At 63.8% G+C, this 21,698-nt stretch carries 21 protein-coding genes; 13 read left to right on the top strand and 8 right to left on the bottom strand.

Annotation, left to right across the window (positions count from 1 at the left end):
* Nucleotides 1-70 precede the first annotated feature (70 nt).
* Nucleotides 71-835, top strand: coding sequence for an outer membrane beta-barrel protein (locus IVA96_RS12955; RefSeq protein ID WP_247417594.1), 765 nt, complete (start codon nucleotides 71-73; stop codon nucleotides 833-835).
* 110 nt (nucleotides 836-945) lie between these two features.
* On the opposite strand, the gene IVA96_RS12950 is transcribed toward IVA96_RS12955, so the two are convergent.
* The 4 genes from IVA96_RS12950 to parE form a co-directional block, all read right to left on the bottom strand.
* Nucleotides 946-1,716, bottom strand: coding sequence for a glucose 1-dehydrogenase (locus tag IVA96_RS12950; protein ID WP_247417591.1), 771 nt, complete (start codon nucleotides 1,714-1,716; stop codon nucleotides 946-948).
* Nucleotides 1,717-1,748: 32 nt separating this feature from the next.
* Nucleotides 1,749-1,934 carry a hypothetical protein gene (locus IVA96_RS12945; protein ID WP_247334748.1) on the bottom strand — a complete coding sequence of 62 codons (186 nt, stop codon included), beginning with the start codon at nucleotides 1,932-1,934 and terminating at the stop codon, nucleotides 1,749-1,751.
* Nucleotides 1,935-2,156: 222 nt separating this feature from the next.
* Nucleotides 2,157-2,987, bottom strand: coding sequence for a porin family protein (locus IVA96_RS12940; protein WP_247277204.1), 831 nt, complete (start codon nucleotides 2,985-2,987; stop codon nucleotides 2,157-2,159).
* Nucleotides 2,988-3,433: 446 nt separating this feature from the next.
* Nucleotides 3,434-5,482: a DNA topoisomerase IV subunit B gene (gene parE / locus IVA96_RS12935; RefSeq protein ID WP_247417589.1), complete on the bottom strand. Its 2,049-nt coding sequence runs from the start codon at nucleotides 5,480-5,482 to the stop codon at nucleotides 3,434-3,436.
* A 273-nt stretch (nucleotides 5,483-5,755) separates the two neighbouring features.
* Between parE and IVA96_RS12930 the strand changes: the two genes are divergently transcribed.
* The 3 genes from IVA96_RS12930 to argC all read left to right on the top strand — a co-directional run bounded on the left by IVA96_RS12930 (nucleotide 5,756) and on the right by argC (nucleotide 8,157).
* Nucleotides 5,756-6,286 (top strand): DedA family protein, encoded by a 531-nt coding sequence (locus IVA96_RS12930; RefSeq protein ID WP_247417587.1) that lies wholly within the window; start codon nucleotides 5,756-5,758, stop codon nucleotides 6,284-6,286.
* Between the two features lie 225 nt (nucleotides 6,287-6,511).
* Nucleotides 6,512-7,177, top strand: a complete 666-nt coding sequence (locus tag IVA96_RS12925; protein WP_247417583.1) for an FMN-binding negative transcriptional regulator — start codon at nucleotides 6,512-6,514, stop codon at nucleotides 7,175-7,177.
* Entirely contained in the window at nucleotides 7,174-8,157 is a 984-nt protein-coding gene (gene argC, locus IVA96_RS12920) for an N-acetyl-gamma-glutamyl-phosphate reductase (protein ID WP_247417581.1), read from the top strand. Before IVA96_RS12925 ends, argC begins: the two co-directional genes overlap by 4 nt.
* A gap of 153 nt (nucleotides 8,158-8,310) precedes the next feature.
* Here argC and IVA96_RS12915 read toward each other — a convergent pair whose 3' ends face one another.
* On the bottom strand, nucleotides 8,311-8,709 hold the full coding sequence (locus IVA96_RS12915; protein WP_247280961.1) for an MAPEG family protein: 399 nt from the start codon (nucleotides 8,707-8,709) through the stop codon (nucleotides 8,311-8,313).
* 64 nt (nucleotides 8,710-8,773) lie between these two features.
* Entirely contained in the window at nucleotides 8,774-10,594 is a 1,821-nt protein-coding gene (phaC, locus tag IVA96_RS12910; RefSeq protein ID WP_247417577.1) for a class I poly(R)-hydroxyalkanoic acid synthase, read from the bottom strand.
* A 256-nt stretch (nucleotides 10,595-10,850) separates the two neighbouring features.
* Here phaC and IVA96_RS12905 point away from each other — a divergent pair, with 256 nt between their 5' ends.
* The 5 genes from IVA96_RS12905 (at nucleotide 10,851) to IVA96_RS12885 (ending at nucleotide 15,881) form a co-directional block, all read left to right on the top strand.
* Nucleotides 10,851-11,126 carry a hypothetical protein gene (locus tag IVA96_RS12905; RefSeq protein ID WP_247280963.1) on the top strand — a complete coding sequence of 92 codons (276 nt, stop codon included), beginning with the start codon at nucleotides 10,851-10,853 and terminating at the stop codon, nucleotides 11,124-11,126.
* A gap of 223 nt (nucleotides 11,127-11,349) precedes the next feature.
* Complete coding sequence (locus IVA96_RS12900) at nucleotides 11,350-12,570, top strand: LL-diaminopimelate aminotransferase (RefSeq protein WP_247417574.1); 1,221 nt, start codon at nucleotides 11,350-11,352, stop codon at nucleotides 12,568-12,570.
* 28 nt (nucleotides 12,571-12,598) lie between these two features.
* Complete coding sequence (locus IVA96_RS12895) at nucleotides 12,599-13,915, top strand: homoserine dehydrogenase (RefSeq protein ID WP_247417571.1); 1,317 nt, start codon at nucleotides 12,599-12,601, stop codon at nucleotides 13,913-13,915.
* Between the two features lie 81 nt (nucleotides 13,916-13,996).
* Nucleotides 13,997-14,998: a class II fructose-bisphosphatase gene (glpX, locus tag IVA96_RS12890; protein WP_247280966.1), complete on the top strand. Its 1,002-nt coding sequence runs from the start codon at nucleotides 13,997-13,999 to the stop codon at nucleotides 14,996-14,998.
* Nucleotides 14,999-15,161: 163 nt separating this feature from the next.
* A complete protein-coding gene (locus IVA96_RS12885) occupies nucleotides 15,162-15,881 on the top strand; it encodes a haloacid dehalogenase type II (RefSeq protein WP_247417568.1) in 720 nt (239 codons plus the stop codon).
* A 64-nt stretch (nucleotides 15,882-15,945) separates the two neighbouring features.
* Here the strand turns inward: IVA96_RS12885 and IVA96_RS12880 are convergent, their stop codons facing one another.
* Nucleotides 15,946-16,917: an MBL fold metallo-hydrolase gene (locus IVA96_RS12880; protein ID WP_247417566.1), complete on the bottom strand. Its 972-nt coding sequence runs from the start codon at nucleotides 16,915-16,917 to the stop codon at nucleotides 15,946-15,948.
* A gap of 204 nt (nucleotides 16,918-17,121) precedes the next feature.
* Nucleotides 17,122-17,787 carry a GntR family transcriptional regulator gene (locus IVA96_RS12875; RefSeq protein ID WP_247280969.1) on the bottom strand — a complete coding sequence of 222 codons (666 nt, stop codon included), beginning with the start codon at nucleotides 17,785-17,787 and terminating at the stop codon, nucleotides 17,122-17,124.
* A 116-nt stretch (nucleotides 17,788-17,903) separates the two neighbouring features.
* Between IVA96_RS12875 and IVA96_RS12870 the strand changes: the two genes are divergently transcribed.
* The 4 genes from IVA96_RS12870 to IVA96_RS12855 all read left to right on the top strand — a co-directional run bounded on the left by IVA96_RS12870 (nucleotide 17,904) and on the right by IVA96_RS12855 (nucleotide 21,695).
* Nucleotides 17,904-18,698, top strand: a complete 795-nt coding sequence (locus tag IVA96_RS12870) for an enoyl-CoA hydratase/isomerase family protein (RefSeq protein WP_247417563.1) — start codon at nucleotides 17,904-17,906, stop codon at nucleotides 18,696-18,698.
* Nucleotides 18,699-18,707: 9 nt separating this feature from the next.
* Nucleotides 18,708-19,967 carry a CoA transferase gene (locus tag IVA96_RS12865; RefSeq protein WP_247280971.1) on the top strand — a complete coding sequence of 420 codons (1,260 nt, stop codon included), beginning with the start codon at nucleotides 18,708-18,710 and terminating at the stop codon, nucleotides 19,965-19,967.
* A 53-nt stretch (nucleotides 19,968-20,020) separates the two neighbouring features.
* Nucleotides 20,021-21,013 (top strand): tripartite tricarboxylate transporter substrate-binding protein, encoded by a 993-nt coding sequence (locus IVA96_RS12860; RefSeq protein WP_247280972.1) that lies wholly within the window; start codon nucleotides 20,021-20,023, stop codon nucleotides 21,011-21,013.
* Between the two features lie 199 nt (nucleotides 21,014-21,212).
* Nucleotides 21,213-21,695, top strand: coding sequence for a tripartite tricarboxylate transporter TctB family protein (locus IVA96_RS12855; RefSeq protein ID WP_247417561.1), 483 nt, complete (start codon nucleotides 21,213-21,215; stop codon nucleotides 21,693-21,695).
* Nucleotides 21,696-21,698 lie beyond the last annotated feature (3 nt).

Raw genomic sequence — 21,698 nt, 5'->3', positions numbered from 1 at the left:
ACCGTGTTGATTTCAATTTTGGTAAGGGCCGTCTGTGAGCGTGCGCCCATCAACGGACACGAGGTCTACCATGCGTACCAAATTGATTGCCGCCTTCGCCTGCACGACCGCTCTGGTTTCGATCGGCGCGGCTTCCGCTGCCGATCTCGGTGCGCGCTACACGAAGGCGCCCGCCTATGTCGAGCCGCTGTTCAACTGGACCGGCTTCTATGTCGGCGGCCACATCGGTGGCGCGTGGACCAACGAGCAGTTCATCAACAACGGAACCGGCGCGCCGTTCGGCGATCTTTCGCCGGGCGAAGGCGTCCGCCAGCGCAAGTCGGGCATCATGGGCGGCGCCCAGATCGGCTACAACTGGCAGGCCAACAATTACGTGTTCGGCATGGAAGGCACGATCTCCGGCCTCGACAACAAGGGCACGGTGGTAAACAACGTGTTTGGCGCCGCGGACGACGTGTTCTCCTGGCGTGCCAACGTGCTCGCGACCATCGTCGGCCGCGCTGGCTTCGCCGTGCAGAACAACCTCTTCTACATCAAGGGTGGCTATGCCGGCGCGAACAACCGTCTGTCGGTCAGCGACACCGTCGGTGTGTCGGGCTCCGGCGGACAGACCCACTGGGCCAACGGCTGGACCGTCGGCGCCGGCTGGGAATACGGCGTCACCCGCAACTGGGTCGTTGGCCTCGAATACAACTACGCGGCCTTCGGCAGCCAGACCTATCAGCTCGGCGGCACCTCGGGTAACTACACCTTCGATGCCAAGCCGCGCGACATCCAGTGGGCCGTCGTGCGCGCGAGCTACAAGTTCGACGCCCCGACCATCGCCCGCTACTGAGCACGTCGACGCAACGCGACCAACGATCAAAAAAGCACGGCCAAAATTCAAAGCCGCGGCATGGTCCGGGGCTTCTTTTTTGCGTTGGTGGATTGCGGCCACGGCCGGCCTCAGGCCATCACCGAGAAGCCGCCGTCGACCGGGATCGCGGTGCCGGTGAGGAAGTTCGAGGCGGGCGATGCGAGGAACACAGCGATGCCGGCGAAGTCGTCGATGTCGCCCCAACGTCCTGCAGGCGTGCGCGCCAGCACGCGCTCGTGCAGCCCTGAGACCTGCTGTCGTGCGCCGCGGGTGAGGTCGGTGTCGATCCAGCCCGGCAGGATGGCGTTGACCTGGATGTTGTCGGGCGCCCACGCATTGGCGCAGGCGCGTGTGTACTGCACGATGCCGCCCTTGCTCGCCGCATAGGCGGTCGCGAAGCTCGCGCCGAAGATCGACATCATCGAGCCGATATTGATCACCTTGCCGTTGCCGGACGCCTTCAAGGCTGGATAGGCCAGCTTCGAGCAGACGAAGGCGCTGGTGAGGTTGGTGTCGATCACCTTGTTCCACTCGTCGAGCTCGAGTTCGTGCGGGGGCTTGCGGATGCTCATGCCGGCATTGTTGATGAGGATGTCTATCCGGCCGAGCTCGCTGACGACACGGTCGACCATGGCCGCCACGGCGGCCTTGTCGGTCACGTCGGTGGTGATCGCGATCGCCTTGACGCCGCGCTGTCTGAGATCGGCCACGGCTGCGGCGGACTTGGTTTCATTGCGTCCCACCACGGCGATGTCGGCTCCGGCGTCGGCAAGGCCGCGGGCCATGCCAAGCCCGATGCCGCCATTGCCTCCTGTTACGACAGCGACCTTGCCGCGAAGGTCGAATCGGCTGGATGTCATGCTCTCAGTACCTTTTCTTGTCCTGGTTTGTTTTATTGGCTGCTCTGCCAGATTAGCACCAGCCCGAAGCCGGCCATGGCTGCGCCATAGCCAGCCCATTGCAGCTGGTCGACCATGAAGCTCGATCGCGGCCAGGCGAGCGTGCCCGTGCCTTGTCCGATCCAGAGCAGCCCGACGGCAGTCGCAAACAGGCCTGCGATCAGCAGAAATCGGCGCATGCGTTCCTCCCATCAGTCCGCTTCTGTCGCGACGCGGCATGAACGATTGCCGTGCACCCGCGAACTTGGACGCAGACTAGCCGTAGCTTCGGCTCCGATACAATGGGCCGCGATTGACACGCGGGGCGCCGGCTCATGCAGGAACGTCATTGACGGTGAGGAGATCACAACGAAAAAGCCCCGGACGATGCCGGGGCTTTGACGTTTGGTCCTGAGACCAGATCAGTACTTCGCGACGACCGGGCCGCTCCAGTTGAAGCGATAGACCAGCGAGGTGCTGATAGTCTGGACCCAGGGCTTGAAGGTCGCGGCCGTGCCAAGCGGCGCAACAACACCGCAACCGGCAACAGTACAGGTCTCAGGCAAGCTGATCCGATCGTAGAAGGCGGACCGATATTCGGTCTTCATGAACCAACCAGGGGCGCTGATCCCGAAGATGTTGAGGTTGTTCTCAACACCGCCGCCCACGAACCAGCCGTCACGCCGGAAAGACGACGTATTCAGGAGGGTCGGGCCTCCACCGGCAGTCAGTGTGGACAGGCTGGTGCCAGACCATTCCGATCCGGAATAACCAGCGTTCACGTAGGAAAGAACGTTCGGGGCGACCAAATAACCGAGCCTGACGCCAGCGGCGTAGCTGGTCCGGAGCTTTTCGCGTCCTTCAACGAAATTGAAGGGATCGCTGAGGGAACCACGAATGTCACCAAATTGACCATCGGCGAAGACGCCCGCCACCCAGCTCGGGGTGAACTGCCAGTCATAACCAAGACCGACCGTTCCGAACCAGCCGCTACCGCCCAAACGCTGATCGCGGGTTAGCGCAGTGCCTGCCGCACCAAAGGCGCCGAACGGCCCGACAACACCAGTGCTCTGAACGTTGCTGTCCGCGTTCCAGAGCCCGCCGCCGGCACCGCCGAAGATGTAGAAGCCGGTCCAGTTGGCGACCGGCGCGGGCGCCGGAGCCTTCACGTACGGACGGGCCCCAAGGTCGGCCGCCGAGGCCGAACCGGTCAAAGCCGCAACCGCGGTCAGAGCAAGCAAAATCTTCTTCATTTCCAAATCCCCAACCTTGGTTCGCTTAGCAGGTGCGAGCGCCGTTCCGTTCAAATTCGATGGTTGGACTATAGACGGATTCTGCTGAAATGCTGTTGCTGAGCGGACACAGATAACTGAAAACGATCCGGTGTTGTACGGAGGACACAGCGACGCGGGAGTGATGTCGTCCGTCCTAAAAGTGAAGGCGTACAATAACTTACACGACGACTTCCATTACACGCTAAAGATGAAGGTCGTCGCGAGAATCACCATATTCGACGTAGAGGGAGAAAGTTGCTTCAGCCGCCGGCGAAAAAGCGAAAATCAAATCGCCCCCGATTCTTATCTTTGCGGCGCGGTCAGGGGTGAGTCGGAGCCGGAATTCGGCTGGACTGTTCATCTCTCGCCATCGCGACGCGATGAGCAGATGGAAACCGCAAGCGGCTGGCCCGCTGCTTCTCGCTCTAGACGTCCAGCAGCTCTTCGCTGGCAAATTCGGCCTTGTCCGAGATGAACGCGAAACGTGCCTCGGCCTTGGTGCCCATCAGGCGCTCCACCGAATCCGCCGTGGTGTCGCGATCGTCGGCGAGCAGCACCACCTTGAGCAGCGTCCGCTTGGCCGGATCCATGGTGGTTTCCTTGAGCTGCGCCGGCATCATCTCACCGAGGCCCTTGAAGCGGTTCACCTCGACCTTGGCGTTGGCATTGAACGCGCTCTTGATCAGCTCTTCCTTGTGCTTGTCATCGCGCGCGTAGACCGATTTGGTGCCGTGGGTCAGCTTGTAGAGCGGCGGCACCGCGAGGAAGAGGTGCCCTTCGTCGATCAGCCGCGGCATCTGCCGGTAGAAGAAAGTGATCAGCAGCGAAGCGATATGCGCGCCGTCGACGTCGGCGTCGGTCATGATGATGATGCGCTGATAGCGCAGATCCTCTTCGCGATAATGGGCAAGCGTGCCGCAGCCGATCGCCTGCACGAGATCGGAGAGCTGGGCATTCGCCGTCAGCTTGTCCTTGCCGGCTGAGGCGACGTTGAGAATCTTGCCGCGCAGCGGCAGCACGGCCTGGGTCTTGCGGTCGCGCGCCTGCTTGGCGCTGCCGCCGGCCGAGTCGCCCTCGACGATGAAGAGCTCGGAACCGTCGGTGCCGGCATCGGTGCAGTCGGCGAGCTTGCCGGGCAGGCGCAGCTTCTTGCCGGCGGTCTTGCGCGCCGTCTCCTTTTCCTGGCGACGGCGCAGCCGCTCCTCGGCGCGGTCGATCACGAAATCGAGCAGCCTGTTGGCCATGTTCGGATTGCCCGACAGCCAATGATCGAACGGATCTTTGATCGCCTGTTCGACGATGCGCTGGGCCTCGGCGGTGGCGAGGCGATCCTTGGTCTGGCCCTGGAATTCAGGCTCGCGCACGAACACCGAGAGCATCACGGCAGCGCCCACCATCACGTCTTCGGAGGTGATGGAGGCCGCGCGCTTGCCCTGACCGACGCGCTCGGCGTGATCCTTCAGACCGCGCAGCAGCGCGCTGCGCAAGCCCGATTCATGCGTGCCGCCATCGGGCGTCGGCACGGTGTTGGTGTAGGAGGAGAGAAAGCCGTCGGCATCCGCAGTCCACGCCACCGCCCATTCGCAGGCGCCATGAGCACCGTTGCGGCCGGACTTGCCGGAGAAGATGTCGGGATGCACCAGCGTGTCGGCGTGGATCGCCGCGGCAAGATAATCCTTGAGACCGCCGGGGAAGTGGAACGTCGCCTCCGCCGGCACGTCCTCGACGCCCTTGAGCAGCTCGGGCGCGCAGTTCCAGCGGATCTCGACTCCGCCGAACAGGTACGCCTTCGAGCGCGTCATCTTGAAAAGGCGCTGCGGCTTGAACGCGGCCTTGGCGCCGAAGATGTCGGTGTCGGGCTTGAAGCGCACGCGCGTGCCGCGGCGGTTGTTGACCTTGCCGAGATCCTCGAGCTTGCCTTTGGGGTGCCCGCGCTCGAACGTCATGCGGTAGAGCTTCTGGCTGCGCGCGACCTCGACCTCGAGACGCGAGGAGAGGGCGTTCACCACGGAGATGCCGACGCCGTGCAGACCGCCCGAGGTCTCGTAGACCTTGGAGTCGAACTTGCCGCCCGAATGCAGCGTGCACATGATGACTTCGAGCGCCGACTTCTTCGGGAACTTCGGATGTGGATCGATCGGGATGCCGCGGCCGTTGTCGGTGACGGTCAGGAATCCGTCGGCGCTCAGATCCACCTCGATGAAGGTCGCGTGCCCGGCCAGCGCCTCGTCCATGGAATTGTCGATGACTTCGGCGAAGAGGTGATGCAGGGCCTTCTCATCGGTGCCGCCGATATACATGCCGGGTCGGCGCCGCACCGGTTCCAAGCCCTCGAGCACCTCGATGTCGGCCGCCGTATAGTCGGCTTCCCCGCCACCGCCGCGCGAGGCCGTCTTGGCGGCGGGCGCGCGAGACTTTGCCTCGTCGGCGCCGAACAGGTCGTCTTTCGCTTTGGTTTTCAATTGCTTGGACATATATCTTGATGCGCTTTGAAGGCTGCATGGGCGGCGAATCGGTTAGGCCGACTATGCCACTTCTGGCTTGGAAAGGTTACCGCTGGGCGGGCCGGGCCGTGTGGTTGGGAGGCAATCCCGGCGATTTTACGCCGTAGGCCCGCCAATTCCCGGCAATTTGACGTCCCGCCTGCCTTGGGCCGGGCTTTGTGACTTGATGTCACACAAGCCCTTGGCTTACCAGTCCTTTTCATCGAGCAGCACCTTGAGACAGGGCGGGAAGGCTAATCTGGAATGGAGCAGTTTGCGCACGCCCTGGCCGACTTCGTGCGCGCTCACCAGGCTTGGGCCGCGCCGATCGTGTTCCTGCTCGCCTTCGGGGAATCGCTTGCCTTCATCTCGCTGCTGGTCCCGGCCTGGGGCGCGCTGGTGGGGATCGGTGCGCTGATCGGAGCGAGCGGCATCAGCTTCTATCCGGTCTGGATCGCCGGCGGTATTGGCGCGGCGCTGGGCGACTGGGTCTCCTACTGGTTCGGCTACCGCTACAAGGAGAGGGTCGCGCAGATGTGGCCGCTTTCGCGCTATCCCGAACTCCTGTCCAAGGGCGAGGCTTTCGTGCGCAGCTGGGGCGTGCCCAGCATCTTCATCGGCCGCTTTTTCGGCCCCTTGCGCGCCTCGGTGCCGCTCGCAGCCGGCATCTTCGAGATGCCGTATTGGAGCTTCCAGGTCGCCAATTTCGTCTCGGCCCTGGTTTGGTCGGCGGCACTGTTGCTGTTCGGCGACGTGATCGCGAAGCTGATGGAATGGATCTGGCGCCTCATCTGATGCCATGAACCTTGACCGGAACCGAATCTGGCCTTATAGCCGCGCGCCATGATCAACGCCGCGACCATTCTGTTCGCCCGTCGCCGCCGCCGCTCCTTTGCGGTTTGGGCGGTCGATCGCGTTTGAGATCATCGTCTGTGCCGCTGGATCCGGTCCGCGGCATTCTCTCTCCTGTCAGCGCGATCTGATCCGGCGGCCCCCAAGGAGGCCCAGCAGGAGACCACGATGTACACGCCAGCCTTTTTTAAGCAGGACCGCGCCGCGAGCCTGAAATTCGCCGAGGAGCGCGGCTTCGGCACGATGTGCGCCTTCGACGGCCACAAGCCAGTTGCTTCCCCGCTGCCGTTCTATCTGACCTACGCCGCTGACGGCACGCCGCAGGCCGCCTTTCATGTCGCCCGTCAAAATCCGCTGCTAAAGCTCGCGGGCGGTGATGCGTCCTGGCTGCTCGCGGTCAACGGCCCCGATGCCTATGTATCGCCGGACTGGTACGTCTCGCCCGACCAGGTGCCGACCTGGCTCTACCAGTCGGTGCATCTCAGCGGGCCGGTACGGCTGCTGTCGGACGACGAGCTGGCGGTGCAGATCGATACGCTCAGCGACAAGTTCGAGAGCTGGCTGCTGCCGAAAAAGCCGTGGACATCAGGCAAGATGACGGCGGGGCGGCTGGAGACGATGAAGAAGGCGATCGTTGGGCTGGTGATGACGGTTGAGGAGGTCGAAGGCAGCTTCAAGCTGAACCAGCACAAATCGGACGCCGACTATACGGCGATCGCCAATGCGCTTGGCGCCGGCGACGCCGATGCGAAGCAGATCGCACATTTGATGCGGCAGGCCCGGCCGCAGGCTTTTGCAGACGATACGAACATGCTCGAAGGGAGCGCGCCATGAGCCTCGCTGACACCACCAAAGCCCCGACCCCCGGCACGGCGAAAAAGCCGGCCACCGTCTTCGTCGACGGCGGCTCCGGCACCACCGGGCTCGGCATCAACGAGCGGCTGAAGCTCCAGGGCGACGTCGCGGTGAAGACCATCGCCGACGACAAGCGCAAGGACCCCGCGGCCAAGAAGGCGCTGATGGAGGAGGTGGATCTCGTCATCCTCTGTCTGCCCGACGATGCCGCCAGGGAGACGGTTGCTCTCGTGGACAGCATGGGCGCCTCGGCGCCGAAGGTGCTGGACGCTTCGACCGCCTACCGCGTGGCGCCCGACTGGGCCTATGGCTTTCCCGAGCTCACGCCCGATCAGGCCGGCAAGATCAAGGCCGCGAAAAAGGTCTCCAATCCCGGCTGCTATCCGACCGGCGCGATCGCGCTGCTGCGGCCGATCGTCGATGATGGCCTGCTGCCGCAGGATTATCCCGTCACCGTCAACGCCGTGAGCGGCTATTCCGGCGGCGGCAAGTCGATGATCGCGAGCTTCGAGGATGGCAGCGCGCCGTCCTTCGAGCTGTACGGTCTCGGCTTCGAGCACAAGCACCTGCCGGAGATGCAGCTCTACTCGAACCTGACGCGGCGGCCGATCTTCATTCCATCGGTCGGCAATTATCGGCAGGGCATGCTGGTCTCGGTGCCACTCCAACTCGACACGTTGCCCGGCAAGCCGGGCGGCGCCGACCTGCAAGCGGCGCTCGCCAAGCGATACACCGGCTCGAAATACGTCAAGGTGATGCCGCTTCAGAACGAGGCGACCAAGGGTGGTCGGCTGGAGCCGGAGGCGCTGAACGAGACCAATATGCTCGAGCTCTACGTCTTCGCCAGCGACAAATATCGCCAGGCGTTGCTGGTCGCCCGGCTCGACAATCTCGGCAAGGGCGCCTCGGGTGCAGCGGTGCAGAACATGCGGCTGATGCTGGGATTGCCGGAGGAGTAGGGCTGGGACCTATCCAACCGTCATTGCGAGCCAACGGGTCCGCGCGAAGCGCGGCCCGATGACAGGCTCCGCGAAGCAATCCAGAGCTCCCATCGTGGAAATAGTCTGGATTGCTTCGTCGCAAAAGCTCCTCGCAATGACAGTGAAATCGCGTCAAAGTACCCCGAAGATCGCCAGCGCCAGCACGGCCTGGGCGAGGAAGCCGACGGTGAATGCGAGCGTGCGGAAGATCGGGATCCCGATGGCGTAGACAATGATATGTGCGACGCGCGACCAGAAATACACCGCGCAGGCGAGCACCGTCCATTTCGTCGAATAGTCGATTGCGTTGAGGATCAGCACCAGCGGCGCGAAGATCACGAGGTTTTCGACCGCGTTGTCGTGCGCGAACATCAGCCGGTTGGCCCAATCCGCCTGCGGCTTGTCGTTGCGCGACGGATTGGCCATCGCACCGCTGAGCCCGCGAACCTGGCAGCGGTTGATGATGTAGGGGATCCAGAGCACTCCGGTCAGGATCACCGTCAGTGTCAGCCAGAACAATTCGCGCGTCATGGTCCGGTCCCTTCTGTCGTCGCTGTGGTGAGAGCGAGTCTATACGAAAGCGCGGACGATTCCGCTATGCGCGAACCCTGACATAGCTGCCGGGCGCATCCTCGATCGGGGGGAACGTCGCGCTGCCGACCGGACGCGCCGGGACCTCCTCCGGATCCAGCTCGCCGAGCCATTGGCGCCAGTCCGGCCACCATGAGCCCTTGTGCTCCACCGCGCCCTTCATCCATTCGGCGACGCTGACGTCCTTGATGTTGTCGTTGGTCCAGTACTGATACTTGTTCGAGGCCGGCGGATTGACCACGCCGGCGATGTGGCCCGAGCCCGACAGCACGTATTTCACCGGGCCGCCAAAGAACTGCGAGCCGTACAGCACCGATTCCGCCGGTGCGATGTGATCCTCGCGGGTGGCGAGGTTGTAGACGGGGACCTTGACCTTGGAGAGATCGAGCAGGGTATTGTCGAGCACCATCGTGCCGGTCGAGAACCGATTCTCCAGATAACAGTTGCGCAAATAATAGGAATGGTTGGCCTGGGTCATCCGTGTCGCGTCCGAATTCCAGTGCAACAGGTCGAACGCACTCGGCTGCTGGCCCTTCAGATAGTTGCTGACGACATAGGACCAGATCAAATCGTTGGAGCGCAGCATGTTGAAGGCCATCGCCATCTTCGAGCCTTCGAGCACGCCGGCCGCCTTCATATCCTGCTCGAGGGCTGCGATCTGCTCCTCGTCGACGAACACGAGGAGATCGCCGGCATGGGTGAAGTCGACCTGGGCCGCGAAGAACGTCGCCGATGCAACGCGCTGGCGGCGTTTCTCGGCGAGCCAGGCCAGCGTGGTCGCGAGCATCGTGCCGCCGACGCAATAGCCGGCAGTGTGTACCTTCATCTCGCCGGTGATCTTCTCGATCACGTCCATCGCCGCGAGCGGGCCTTCCTTCATGTAGTCTTCCCAGCCCTTGTTGCCGAGCCGCTTGTCGGGATTGACCCATGAGATCACGAACACGGTGATGCCCTGGTCGACGCACCACTCGATGTAGGATTTCTCCGGCTTGAGATCGAGGATGTAGAACTTGTTGATCCAGGGCGGCACGATCAGGAGCGGGGTGCGTAGCACTTTCTCGGTGGTCGGCGCATACTGGATCAGCTGCATCATCTCGTTCTGGTAGATCACCTTGCCCGGCGTCGTCGCCATGTTGACGCCGACGACGAGATTGTCCGGATTGGACTGGCGGATCTTCAACATGCCTTTGCCGGCCGCGATGTCCTCGGCCAACATCTTCAGGCCGCGCGCGAGGTTATCGCCGGACGTGGCAAGTGTCTCGCGCAGCACCTCCGGATTGGTCAGCACGAAGTTGGACGGCGACAGCGCGTTGGTGACCTGCTGGACGTAGAACTCGGCCTTGCGGCGGGTATGCGGATCGAGCCCTTCGGCAGCGCGCACCAGCTCCTGCGCCCATTTGGTCGTGAGCAGATAGAGCTGCATGACGAAATCGAAGAACTGGTTCGACTTCCATTCGGGATCGGCAAAGCGCTTGTCACGCGGCGAGGGCGTGATCGCGGGCGGGGCGTCCTGACCTGCCATGCGGCGGACCGCCGAGCCCCAGAGGTCGAGATAGTCCTTGGCGAGCTTGGTCTGGAGATCGGAGGAACGGGACGTGTCCGACAGCCAGTATTCGGCGACCGAGGTGAAGGTCCTGACGATCTCGGCAAGCTCGGGCGGCGGGCGATCCTGCACCTCGCCGGTCTCGCGCGGTTTGAGGTAGGCAGCGAGCGCCTTGCCACCGCTCTCCATCGCCCGCGCGACATTCATCGCGAAAGCTTCGGCATCGAACTTCGTCTCGAACGGGGTGCCGGATTTGGGCGTGTCGGTTGTGACGGTACTCATGCGCAGAACAGTAACGATTCATTCTGTATTCGTCACCGCGAAGCTCGCATGTTTGGCGTTAAACACTCTCGAAGATGTGTTGCAGCGCGACAAATTTTCTTGGTTCCGTCACAATCGAGCCGCAACCGCTCGGCTTGGTAGCGCCGGGCGGTTTTCTCGCTCATACCATTTTGGGCAGCCATGGTTTGAGCTTGGGCGCGGTCTTGGGTAAGTTGCCCTGGGGGCCGTGCTTCGGGACGAGTAGGGGATTTCCCAAGTGTTGGTGTTATGGGACCTGCAAAAGACGCTGCCGATCTGTGGAGCGCTGTTGATCGCGGCGCTTGCCTTGGGCGGCTGCTCAAGCCAGCTCGCGGATATGACGCCCGCGGATGCGCAGGCGCATCCCAGGGAGCCCGGCAGCTATCTGCCGGTGCATGATCTGCCGCCGGATCGCGATCAGGCGACCATCCCGCCGGACCAGCGCGCCAAGATCGAGGCCGAGCTTGCCGCGGCGCGCGATCGTCAAGCCCTGGCCGCCAAGGACGCCAAGTGAGCAAATGGGGCGGTGCAAGGTAATCGCTGGCGCCCCCGTCTTGCCGTGCTAAAAGACCTCAGTTCAGCCAATAGTCAGGGCGAACGACCTCAGCCGCCAACGTCGATAATTGCTCTAAGTATTTGATTTCGAGTAATTTTCGTGAAGGGACTGGGCGCGTTTCCGAACGGCCGTCATGGCCTGTCGATTCCGTCCTGACCGGTTGCCCGGAGCCCAGAGAGCCATGGAAGAGTTTTACCGCATCCGCCGCCTGCCGCCTTACGTGTTCGAACAGGTCAACCGGGCCAAGGCGGCCGCGCGGAACGCCGGCGCCGACATCATCGACCTCGGCATGGGCAATCCGGACCTGCCGGCGCCGCCGCACGTGCTTGAGAAGCTCAAGGAGACTCTTGGCAAGCCGCGCACCGACCGCTACTCGGCCTCACGCGGCATTCCGGGGCTGCGCCGGGCGCAAGCTGCCTACTACGCCCGCCGCTTCGGCGTGAAGCTCAATCCCGATACCCAGGTCGTCGCGACGCTCGGCTCCAAGGAAGGCTTTGCCAACGTGGCGCAGGCCATCACCGCGCCGGGCGACGTCATCCTCTGTCCGAACCCGAGCTATCCGATTCACGCCTTCGGCTTTTTGATGGCGGGCGGCGTGATCCGCTCGGTGCCTTCCGAGCCGACGCCGCAGTTCTTCGAGGCGGCCGAGCGGGCGATCATCCATTCGATCCCCAAGCCGCTGGCGCTCGTCGTCTGCTACCCCTCGAACCCAACGGCCTATGTCGCGAGCCTCGACTTCTACAAGGACCTCGTCGCGTTCGCGAAGAAGCACGAGATCCTGATCCTGTCCGATCTCGCTTATGCCGAAGTCTATTTCGACGAGAGCAACCCGCCGCCCTCGGTGCTCCAGGTGCCCGGCGCGATGGACGTCGCCGTCGAGTTCACCTCGATGTCGAAGACCTATTCGATGGCCGGCTGGCGCATGGGCTTTGCGGTCGGCAATGAGCGCGTGATCGCGGCGCTCGCCCGCGTCAAATCCTATCTCGATTACGGCGCGTTCACGCCGGTCCAGGTCGCGGCGACCGCCGCATTAAACGGCCCGGACGATTGCATCAAGGAGATGCGCGACACTTACCGCAAGCGCCGCGACGCGCTGGTGGAATCGTTCGGCCGCGCCGGCTGGGAGATTCCGCCGCCGGAGGCCTCGATGTTCGCCTGGGTGCCGCTGCCAGAGGCTTTCCGCAGCATCGGCAGCATGGAGTTCGCGACCCTGATGGTGGAGAAATCCGGCGTCGCGGTCTCGCCCGGCGTCGGCTTTGGCGAGCATGGTGAAGGATATGTCCGCATCGCCATGGTGGAAAACGAGCAACGGATCAGGCAGGCCGCGCGCGGCGTGCGCCGCTTCCTTGAAAGCGGCGTCGAAACGTTGCACAACGTGGTTCCGCTCGCCAATCGGCGCTAATTCTCTTCTGCAGGTTTTCTGAACTATCATGGTCGCACCCCTGAAAGTGGGCATAGCGGGGCTCGGCACCGTGGGTGCCGAAGTCGTCCGTTTGATCGAAACGCAAGCGCGCGTGCTCACGGGACGCAGCGGCCGGGGCATCCGCGTCGTTGCCGTCACCGCGCGCTCGAAGGCGAAGAAGCGCGGCGTCGACTTGCGCGGCGTCGAATGGGCGAGGGATCCAATGGCGCTTGCCACCCATGCCGAGGTCGATTGCTTCGTCGAACTGATGGGCGGCGCCGGCGATCCCGCGCTGTCGGCGGTGGAAGCCGCGCTCAATGCCGGCAAGTCGGTTGTCACCGCCAACAAGGCGCTGCTCGCCAAGCATGGCCTCAAGCTCGCCAAGGCGGCTGAAAAGCACGGCGGCGCGCTGAATTTCGAGGCAGCGGTCGGCGCCGCGATCCCTGTCATCAAGACGTTACGCGAGGGGCTTGCTGGAACCGGCGTCAACCGCGTCTATGGCATCCTCAACGGCACCTGCAATTACATCCTGACCCGGATGGAGCAGGAGGGCCTGTCCTTTGCCGAATGCCTGAAGGACGCGCAGCGGCTCGGCTATGCCGAGGCCGATCCGTCCTTCGACGTCGACGGCCACGACACCGCGCAAAAACTCGCCATTCTGGCCAGCCTGGCCTTCGGCACGAAAGTTGCTCAAAGCGCGGTGTATGTCGAAGGCATCTCATCCATCGCGCCGGAAGACCTGCGCGCGGCGGCTGATCTCGGTTACCGCGTCAAGCTGCTCGGCGTTGCGGTTCGCACCGCCACGGGCATCGAGCAGCGCGTGCATCCGACCATGGTGCCAAAATCCTCCTCGATCGCGCAGGTGATGGGTGTCACCAACGCGGTCACGATCGATGGCGAGGGGATTCCGCCGATCACGCTGGTCGGCCCCGGCGCAGGCGGTGCCGCGACCGCCTCCGCCGTGGTAGCCGACATCGCCGACGTTGCGCGCGGCATTCGTGCGAATCCGTTCGGACGGCCGATTTCGCACTTGCGCGACACCAAGAAGGCGCCGATGGAGCGGCATGAGGGCGGTTATTACATCCGCCTGCTCGCCCGCGATTTTCCCGGTACTGCGGCTGCGATCGCCACGCGGCTTGCAGAACAGAAGATTTCGATCGAATCGATCGTGCAGCGTCATCCCAATGGCGGCGCTGCTCCCAGCGACGGCAAGACGGTCCCCGTGCCGGTCATCCTGATCACTTATGCGACCCATGAGGACGCCGTGCGCCGCGCGCTCTCCGCAGTCCAGCGCGACAAGGTGATCAGCGGACGGCCGCAGGTGATCCGGATCGAGAAGAACTGACACGGTTCGAACGAACTGTGGGTGTTACGAGTTGATGCGGACGGAGATGTCCGTCCAAAACCGTTTCGAAGGAGTGAGCCGATGTCGACCCATATTTCAGTCCCGCCGCAAGCGTTGCTCGAGCGCATCCTCACGCTGGAGATCGTGCGGGTGACGGAGCGGGCGGCGGTGTCCTCGGCGCGGCTGCGCGGGCACGGCAACGAGAAGCAGGCTGACCAGGCTGCCGTCGACGCCATGCGCCGCGAGCTCAACAAGCTGCCGATCGAAGGCACTATCGTGATCGGCGAAGGCGAACGTGACGAGGCACCGATGCTCTTCATCGGCGAGAAGGTCGGCATGAATGCCGGTCCCCAGGTCGATATCGCGGTCGATCCGCTCGAAGGCACCACGCTATGCGCCAAGAACATGCCGGGCTCGATCGCCACAATGGCGATGGCCGACGGCGGCACGCTGCTGCATGCCCCCGACGTCTACATGCAGAAGCTCGCGATCGGACCCGGTTACGACAAGGGCGTCGTCGATCTCGATGCTTCGCCGGCTGACAACGTCCGCCGCCTCGCCAAGGCCAAGGGCGTCAAGCCTGATGGCATTACCGTTCTCGTGCTCGATCGTCCGCGCCATGCCGACATCATTGCGAGCGTGCGTTCGACCGGCGCCGCCGTGCGCCTGATCACCGACGGCGACGTAGCCGGCGTGATCCATTGCGCCGACCCCGACAACACCGGCGTCGACATGTATCTCGGCACCGGCGGTGCGCCGGAAGGCGTGCTCGCCGCCGTGGCGCTGCGCTGCATCGGCGGTCAGATGCAGTGCCGCCTCATCCTCGACTCCGAAGAGAAGCGCGAGCGCGCCGCCAAGATGGGCGTCAACGATCCCAAGATGATCTACGGCATCGAGGATATGGCGCGCGGCGACTGCCTGTTTGCCGCCACCGGCGTCACCACGGGCTCGCTGCTCTCGGGCGTCAAATTCCGCAAGGACGGCGTGATCGAGACCGAGACGGTGGTGATGCGCTCCGTCACCGGCACCGTGCGCTACATCAAGGCCGAGCACCGCGAGCTGGCCAAGTTCCATCTGGATTGATCCAGGCAACACCACTGTCGTCGTTCCGGGGCGACGGGACCGCGCAACGCGCGGCCCGCGAGCCCGGAATCCATCGGGCGACAGTCTCCGACGCGCAATGGGTTCCGGGTTCGATGCTGCGCATCGCCCCGGAATGACGATAAGAAAAAAGAGGGGAAGCGCCATGTCCGATCTCTCCGCCGTCAAAGCCCTCGTCTTCGACGTGTTCGGTACCGTCGTGGACTGGCGCACCAGCCTGATCACCGATTTCATGTGGTGGGGCAAGCAGCGCGGCATCAGCGCTGATTGGACCGCGCTCGTCGATGGCTGGCGCGGCATGTACATGGCCTCGATGGACGACGTGCGCAAACATCCCGAGCGCGGCTACGTCATGCTCGACGATCTGCACCGCCGCTCGCTGGAAAAGCTGGTCGATCAATTCTCGATCAAGGGCCTCACCGAAGCCGATCTCAACTATCTCACCAAAGGCTGGCACCGCCTGCATCCCTGGCCCGACAGCGTCGGCGGCCTGGCCCGGCTGAAGACCAAATTCGTGATCGCGCCGCTGTCGAACGGCAATGTCGCGCTGCTCACCAACATGGCGAAGTTCGCTGGGCTGCCCTGGGACCTCATCATGTCGGCGGAGCTGTTCGAGCACTACAAGCCTGATCCCGAGACTTATCTCGGCGCCGCGCGCTTGCTGTGCCTCAAGCCGCAAGAGGTAATGATGGTCGCCGCCCACAACGGCGATCTTGCGGCTGCGCAGAAGAACGGATTGAAGACCGCATTCGTGGCGCGGCCGACCGAGTACGGACCGTTGCAGAAGGTCGACTTCGAGGCGACCGGCAATTGGGACATCGTCGCAAAGGATTTTGGCGGGATCGCCGACAAGCTCGGGTGCTAGCGACGTCCTTGTACGCGGCAACGCCGGTCCGGGCAGCGCGCGCCGCCCGGACCTGATTTCGAAACTACAAGGTCATCTTCATCGGCTCCGGATAGTAGTGGAAGCCTTCGCCTGTCTTGGCGACATGGCCGTAGCCCGGCCAGGCGAAGTGATAGGACATCACGGGGGTCTTGTTTGCCGCAAGCATCGTCAGCAGCTTGACGCGCGAGTCTGCCGCCTGCTTCGGGTCGGTGTCGTAGGAGAACTCCATCCTCGGCCGCTCCAGCAGCAGCACCGAATGGTGCGAGAGATCGCCGAGGAAGGCGAACGATTTGCCCGCCGAGGAGACCATGAAGATGGTGTGGCCGACAGTGTGACCGGGCGCGGCGATCGCCTGCACGCCCGGCAAAAATTCCTGGCCGTCCTTGAAGAACACGATGCGGTCGCGGACCGGCAGCAGGTTCTTGCGGGCGTGGAGGACGAAGTCCTTGGCCGGGCTGCCGAGCTTGCCCTCATCGGTCCAGAAGTCGAAATCGGACTGGGAGATGTAGACCTGCGCGTTCGGAAACAACGGTTTGCCGCCCTCGTCCACGATGCCCCCGATGTGGTCGATATGGGCGTGCGAGCACACCACGGCGTCGATGTCCTCCGGCTTGATTCCGGCCTCGGTCATGCTCTTCTGCTGCCGTCCGGTGCTGGCGCCGAACATTTTTGAGCTGCCCATGCCGGTATCGAACAGGATGAGCTTGTCGCCGGTGTTCACGATCGGCGAGTTCTGCTCGAGCACGACATTGTCCGGCGACAGGAAATTGTCGGCCAGCATCTTCTTGACCTCTTCCTTGGGAACGCCGGTGAAGGTCCCGGAGGGATCGCCGAGCGGCAGCGGCCCATCGGATACGACGGTCACCTCGGCATCGCCGAGAATGAAGCGATGCCAGTAGGGCGTCTGGGTGCCGAGCTTGGGTGCCCGGGCCATCGCGCTGCTGCCGAGCAGCGCGCTGGCGCCAAGGCCGGCCCCGAGTGCGAGAAGGGATCGACGTGAGACATCGATTGTCATGCGTTTCCTCCGCTTTTTTGACCTGCGCGATTGTTGGCGCGGTGTGACCGGCCCCGGTCGGCCATGAGGCCGGAGGTCGGCGGAAGGCATGCTGCGCCGGTTGCGATGAGCTAGCAAGTGGAATTGGTCCGCGGACGCATGCCGGGCAGGGACACGGCGTCCAGAGGCACGTTCCGCAAAAACAAAGCACCGCGGAATTGCGTCTTACGCAATTCTCAGCGTGAGGTCATTGCCGTCCGTTTCGGCAAAGCCGGCCTGTAAGACCTCTTCGCGCTTATGGCGCAGATGCGCACGCAGGATGTGCGCGAGGCCGGCGCCGTCGCGGCGCTGGAGCGCATTGAGGATTGCCTCGTGCTCCTTGACGGCGAGCGCCCAGCGCTGCGGCGTCATCGGCGTGACGTAGCGCGCGCGGCGGATCCGCGCTGTCACCGAGGTGTAAAGGCTCGCGAGCACCGGGTTTCCGGCCGCGTTGACGATGGCTTCGTGAATTGCGCGGTTGCCGCGATAGTACTGGATCAGGTCACCCTCGCGATAATGCTGCACCATGTCCGCATGCGCGGTGGCGATCGCGTCGATCTCGGCGTCCGTGATGCGCTCGCAGGCAAGCTCGCCGGCAAGGGCTTCGAGACCCTGGCAGACCTCGAACAGGTCGCGCATGTCCTGGTCGGTCAGCTTCGCAGCGCGCGAGCCGCGATGCGGCAGCAGCTGCACGAGGCCTTCGGCGGCCAGCACCTTGAGTGCCTCGCGCAGCGGCGTGCGCGAGATCTCGAGCCGCTCGCACAGCTCGCGCTCCGGAATGCGCGCCCCTGGCGGGATTTCACCGTCGAGCAGGATGGCGCGAATGCGGCCGACGACTTCTTCGTGAAGCATTGTCTGAAACTCTATTTGCATGCAAAAATGGGCCTACAAACGAAAAATTGCAAGTTCCGGCTTGAAAATTCCAAGTTTTGCATTCAAAACTGTAAAAAAGCAGAAAGGGTGTGGGAATGGACCTGCAAGTGGGGGCAGAAGACCTCGTCTTCGAGCGCCAGGACGGCATCGGGCGGATCACCTTTAACCGCCCGCAGGCCCGCAACGCCTTCACGTTTGCCATGTACGAGCGGCTCGCTGCGATTTGCGAGGAGGCCGACCGCGACCCTGCGATCAAGGTGCTGGTGCTGCGCGGGGCTGGCGACAAGGCGTTCGCCTCGGGCACCGACATCAACCAGTTCCGCGAATTCAAGACGCCGCAGGACGCCATCGATTACGAGAACCGCATCGATCGCGTGCTCACAACGCTGGAGCAGTGCCGTGTGCCGACGATCGCGGCGATCAACGGGTTCTGTACCGGAGGCGGGGCCGGCATCGCTGCGGCCTGCGACCTCCGCATCGGCACAAGGAGCGCCAAGATCGGTTTCCCCATCGCCCGCACGCTCGGCAATTGCCTGTCGATGTCCAATGTCAGCCGTCTCACGGCGCTCATCGGCGCCGCGCGCGTCAAGGATCTGATCTTTACCGCGCGCCTGGTCGATGCCACCGAGGCCGCAAGCATCGGTCTGCTTGGCGAGGTCGTGGACGATCTTGCCGCGCTCGATCGGCGCACTGACGAGGTCGCTCGGCTGCTCGCCAGTCATGCTCCGCTGACGCTGAATGCGACCAAGCAGGCGGTGACGCGCCTGCAAAGACGGCTGACGCGGGACGAGGGCGAAGACCTCATCCTGATGTGCTACACGAGCCAGGATTTTCGCGAAGGGCTCGATGCTTTCCTCAACAAGCGCGCGCCGCAATGGCGCGGCCAATAGGACGGGCCCATGCAGAGCGATCGATCGCAATCCACCTCCCGCCGTTCGGGACCGCTCGCCGGTCTCAAGGTCATCGATCTCACCCATGTCATGGCCGGGCCGACCTGCACCTTGATGCTCGCCGACATGGGCGCCGACGTCATCAAGATCGAGAAATGGCCCAATGGCGACGATACCCGCCATTCGGTGCCGCCGAAGATCGGCGATGAGGCGGCCTCCTTCCTGATGATGAACCGCAACAAGCGCGGCATCGTGCTGGATCTGAAGACCGACGGTGGCAAGCAGGTGCTTCGGCGGTTGATCGCGAGCGCCGACGTGCTGGTGGAGAACTTTGCGCCCGGCGCGATGGAGCGTCTCGGTTTCGGCTACGAGGCACTGCACGCGGAATTTCCCGCGCTGATCTACTGCTCGCTGTCGGGCTTCGGCCGCACCGGCCCGTACAAGCACCGCCGCGGCTTCGACCTGGTCGCGCAGGCCATGAGCGGCATCATGAGCTTTACCGGCGAACGCCCCGACGGTCCGCCCGTCAAATGCGGCCCGCCACTGTCCGACATCACCGCCGGTCTGCTGGCGAGCATGGGCATCCTCGCGGCCTATACGCACCGTCTCAAGACCGGCGAAGGACAGTGGGTGGAGACGTCGCTCTATGAAGCGGCCCTGGTGCAGACCTATTGGCAGTCCACCATCGCGCTGGCCGCGGGCACGGCACCGCGCGCGATGGGCTCGGCCCATCCGCTCAATGCGCCCTATCAGGCGTTCGAAGCCTCGGATGGCTGGCTCGTCGTCGGCGGCGCCAACAAGAAGCATTGGCTGTTGATGCTGGAAGCACTCGGCGCCAGCGAACTCGCCGCCGATCCGCGCTTCGTCACCGGCTCCGACCGTATGGCGCATCTGAAGGAGCTGGAAGCCGTCTTGAGCGAACGCTTCCGCACCAAATCGCGCGCGCATTGGCTTGCGGCGCTGGACGAGAAGGGCGTGCCGTGCGGCCCCGTGCACGACATGCTGGAAGCGCTCAGCGATCCGCAGACGCTGGCGCGCGAGATGGTCGTCGAGGTCGAGCACTCCACGCTCGGCCCCGTAAAGACGATCGGACTTCCCATCAAGTTTTCGGAGACCCCAGGCAAAGTTCGCTCAGGCGCGCCGGTCTATGGTGAGCACACAAGTGAGGTGCTGGCCGAGCACGGGTTCGACCAGAAGCAGATCGAAGCGCTCGAAAAAGAAGGCGCAATCGTGCTGGCCTCAGCAAGTCGCGAGGAACGCGTCGCCTGAGCGGACGTCGATAAGACAACAACAAAAGACAAAAAATCAGCTGGAGGAACATCATGGGTCGGACGTCAACACTTCTGCTCCCCGCGGCCGCGATCGTGCTCGCCGGCACGATGCCGGCGCTCGCCGCCTGGCAACCGCAAAAGCCGATCGAGTTCGTCGCCACGGCCGGGCCGGGTGGCGGCACTGACAATCTCGCGCGCGCGGTCCAGAACATCATCACCAAGTACAAGCTGACAGACCAGCCGATCGTCGTCGTCAACAAGGGCGGCGGCAGCGGCGCCGAAGGTTATGTCTACGGCAAGGCCTCCGCGGGCGATCCCCACAAGGTGATCTTCGGCACCTCGAACGCCTGGCAGCAGCCGCTCGTCTCCAAGGTCGCCTTCAACTACACCGATCTCACCCCGATCGCGGCGATGGCGCAGGACGAGTTCCTGCTCTGGGTCAAGCAGGACGCGCCGTACAAGACAGCGGGCGACTATCTCAAGGCGGCCGCATCGGGCGAATTCAAGATGGGCGGCGCGCAATCCAAGGACACCGACGAGGTGTTGACGCGCATGATCGAGAAGGCTGGCAAGGTCAAGCTGACCTATATCCCTTTCAAGAGCGGCGCCGAGACCGCCGTGCAGCTCGCCGGCGGACATCTCGATTCCCACGTCAACAATCCCAGCGAGAGCCTCGGGCAATGGCGCGGGGGCACGCAGCGCCCGCTCTGCGTTTTCAGCCCGAAACGGCTGCCGCAGGGTCCGAAGGTCACCGCAACCGAAGGCTGGAGCGACGTTCCGACCTGCGTCGAGCAGGGCCTCGACATCAAGCAGTATGAGCAGCCGCGCACGGTGTGGCTGCCCGGCAAGGTCACGCCGGACCAGGCGGCGTTCTATGTCGACCTGATGAAGAAGGTGCAGGCAACGCCGGAATGGAAGGACTACATCGAGAAGACCTCACAGGTCGACACCTTCCTGACCGGCGCCGAGTTCGAAAAATTCATCAAGGAGGACCTCGAGCACGTCAAGCAGGTCGCGGGCGAGCAGGGCTGGCTCGTCAAGTGAGGCGGCGGGCAGGTCGCCTGCGGCCATCCTGCGAGACGCCCGCCTGCGGCGGGCCCTCAGGGTGAGGTCGCGCGCCGTGGCAAGATATCCAACCCTCATGGTGAGGAGCCCGCCAAAGCGGGCGTCTCGAACCATGCAGGCCGAGCTCGTTCAGCAGGTCTCACCGCCGTCACATGGGATAGCTCAGAGGTAACGGACCATGATCTCCCGCCGCGCGCTTGAACTTGCGACCGCTGTCCTCACCGGGACCTTCGGTGTGGCAGTCGTCATCTCCAGCCTCGACAACGGCATCGGCTGGTCGAGCGCCGGGGTGGACGCCGGCACGTTTCCGTTCCTGACCGGGGTCATCATCGTGATCGGGAGCCTCTACAATCTGGTGCGGGGCGTGCTACCGGCCGCGACACTGGCAAATGTCCCCATCGCCATCACGTCCCTCGAGCTGCGCAGGCTCGCCGGCCTGTTCGTGCCGGCTGCGATTTTTGTTGCCGCGATCCCGCTGGCCGGGATGTACGTCGCTTCAGCATTGTACGTTTTCGCAGTGCTGGCGATCCCCAGGTATCAATCCGTGCCGCGTGCGCTCGCGATGGCGGGGGCGACGGCACTCGCGCTCTACGTCGTGTTCGAGCGCATGTTCCAGGTCAGCCTGCCGCATGGCGCGCTCGCCGCCGCGTTCGGGTTCTGATGG

The sequence above is a fragment of the Bradyrhizobium sp. 159 genome (genome assembly GCF_023073795.1).
In the GTDB taxonomy this organism is placed as follows: Bacteria; Pseudomonadota; Alphaproteobacteria; order Rhizobiales; family Xanthobacteraceae; genus Bradyrhizobium.
This window is presented reverse-complemented; position numbering and strand designations above follow the sequence as displayed.

Excerpts from the sequence above, each read along its gene's own strand:
- IVA96_RS12955 (WP_247417594.1), top strand. The coding sequence starts at position 71 with ATGCGTACCAAATTGATTGCCGCCTTCGCCTGCACGACCGCTCTGGTT.
- IVA96_RS12950 (WP_247417591.1), bottom strand. The coding sequence starts at position 1,716 with ATGACATCCAGCCGATTCGACCTTCGCGGCAAGGTCGCTGTCGTAACA.
- IVA96_RS12945 (WP_247334748.1), bottom strand. The coding sequence starts at position 1,934 with ATGCGCCGATTTCTGCTGATCGCAGGCCTGTTTGCGACTGCCGTCGGG.
- IVA96_RS12940 (WP_247277204.1), bottom strand. The coding sequence starts at position 2,987 with ATGAAGAAGATTTTGCTTGCTCTGACCGCGGTTGCGGCTTTGACCGGT.
- parE (WP_247417589.1), bottom strand. The coding sequence starts at position 5,482 with ATGTCCAAGCAATTGAAAACCAAAGCGAAAGACGACCTGTTCGGCGCC.
- IVA96_RS12930 (WP_247417587.1), top strand. The coding sequence starts at position 5,756 with ATGGAGCAGTTTGCGCACGCCCTGGCCGACTTCGTGCGCGCTCACCAG.
- IVA96_RS12925 (WP_247417583.1), top strand. The coding sequence starts at position 6,512 with ATGTACACGCCAGCCTTTTTTAAGCAGGACCGCGCCGCGAGCCTGAAA.
- argC (WP_247417581.1), top strand. The coding sequence starts at position 7,174 with ATGAGCCTCGCTGACACCACCAAAGCCCCGACCCCCGGCACGGCGAAA.
- IVA96_RS12915 (WP_247280961.1), bottom strand. The coding sequence starts at position 8,709 with ATGACGCGCGAATTGTTCTGGCTGACACTGACGGTGATCCTGACCGGA.
- phaC (WP_247417577.1), bottom strand. The coding sequence starts at position 10,594 with ATGAGTACCGTCACAACCGACACGCCCAAATCCGGCACCCCGTTCGAG.
- IVA96_RS12900 (WP_247417574.1), top strand. The coding sequence starts at position 11,350 with ATGGAAGAGTTTTACCGCATCCGCCGCCTGCCGCCTTACGTGTTCGAA.
- IVA96_RS12895 (WP_247417571.1), top strand. The coding sequence starts at position 12,599 with ATGGTCGCACCCCTGAAAGTGGGCATAGCGGGGCTCGGCACCGTGGGT.
- glpX (WP_247280966.1), top strand. The coding sequence starts at position 13,997 with ATGTCGACCCATATTTCAGTCCCGCCGCAAGCGTTGCTCGAGCGCATC.
- IVA96_RS12885 (WP_247417568.1), top strand. The coding sequence starts at position 15,162 with ATGTCCGATCTCTCCGCCGTCAAAGCCCTCGTCTTCGACGTGTTCGGT.
- IVA96_RS12880 (WP_247417566.1), bottom strand. The coding sequence starts at position 16,917 with ATGACAATCGATGTCTCACGTCGATCCCTTCTCGCACTCGGGGCCGGC.
- IVA96_RS12875 (WP_247280969.1), bottom strand. The coding sequence starts at position 17,787 with ATGCTTCACGAAGAAGTCGTCGGCCGCATTCGCGCCATCCTGCTCGAC.
- IVA96_RS12870 (WP_247417563.1), top strand. The coding sequence starts at position 17,904 with ATGGACCTGCAAGTGGGGGCAGAAGACCTCGTCTTCGAGCGCCAGGAC.
- IVA96_RS12865 (WP_247280971.1), top strand. The coding sequence starts at position 18,708 with ATGCAGAGCGATCGATCGCAATCCACCTCCCGCCGTTCGGGACCGCTC.
- IVA96_RS12860 (WP_247280972.1), top strand. The coding sequence starts at position 20,021 with ATGGGTCGGACGTCAACACTTCTGCTCCCCGCGGCCGCGATCGTGCTC.
- IVA96_RS12855 (WP_247417561.1), top strand. The coding sequence starts at position 21,213 with ATGATCTCCCGCCGCGCGCTTGAACTTGCGACCGCTGTCCTCACCGGG.